The sequence below is a fragment of the Rhodopirellula sp. UBA1907 genome (assembly GCF_002337565.1).
GTDB classification, from domain to species: Bacteria; Planctomycetota; Planctomycetia; order Pirellulales; family Pirellulaceae; genus Rhodopirellula; species Rhodopirellula europaea.
The window spans coordinates 6,845-7,825 of record NZ_DDGH01000096.1 but is presented as its reverse complement, the minus strand read 5'-3'; the positions used below and the strand labels follow the sequence as shown (position 1 = coordinate 7,825).

1 protein-coding gene is annotated in these 981 nt (G+C 56.7%); it reads right to left on the bottom strand.

What is annotated here, in order from left to right; genetic code table 11:
• The coding region (gene sucC, locus B2R17_RS22930) for an ADP-forming succinate--CoA ligase subunit beta (protein ID WP_286765841.1) at positions 1-981 on the bottom strand (981 nt) is incomplete at both ends.

Here is a 981-nt window from a genome sequence, read left to right as displayed (position 1 = left end):
GATCCCGCCGAAGATGTTGACCAAAACACCCTTGCAATTGGGATCGGACAACAGGATCCGGAACGCTTCGGTCACCTGAGCCGCGTTGGCTCCACCACCGACGTCCAAGAAGTTGGCCGGTTCGCCACCGTGGTACTTGATGATGTCCATCGTCGACATCGCCAGTCCGGCTCCGTTGACCAAGCAAGCGATGTTTCCATCGAGCTTGACGTAGCTGAGCCCAGCCTTTTTGGCCCGCAACTCGGACTCTTCCTCTTCACTGAGGTCACGCAGCTCTTCCAAGTCTTTGTGACGGAACATCGCGTTCTCATCAAAGGTGACCTTCGCATCCAGAGCCACCATTTCGCCGTCGCCGGTGATCACGAGCGGGTTGATCTCCGCCATTTCGCAATCGAAATCGACGAAGAAACGACACATCGCGGTCATGAATTTGTAAGCACTCTTGGCGGCAGCACCTTCGATGCCGAGCTTTTTGCAAAGCTTGCGAACCTGGTAACCATCCAGCCCTACGGCGGGATCGAAGTGTTCTTTGAAGATCAGCTCGGGAGTTTCTTCCGCGACGGTTTCGATCTCGACACCGCCCTCGGTGCTGACCATCAGAACGGGCTTGCTTCCCGCACGGTCGACCACGATGCCCAAATACAATTCACGAGCGATATCGCATCCGGCTTCGACGAAGACCTTCGAAACCGTTTGGCCTTCGGGCCCGGTTTGAATCGTGACCAACTTGTTGCCCAACAATCCTTCGGCTGCCGCTTTGGCTTCTTCGGCCGATTTGACCAGAACGACGCCCTTTTGGTCCGGGTTGTCGATGACATTGCCTTTGCCACGCCCGCCAGCGTGAATCTGAGCCTTGACGACTGCGATTTTGCCACCGAGCTTGTCGTATGCGGCAGCTGCTTCGTCAGGCGTCGTCACCATGTGCCCTTCCAGGACCGGAACGCCGGCGGTTCGGAAAAGCTGTTTGCCTTGATACTCGTG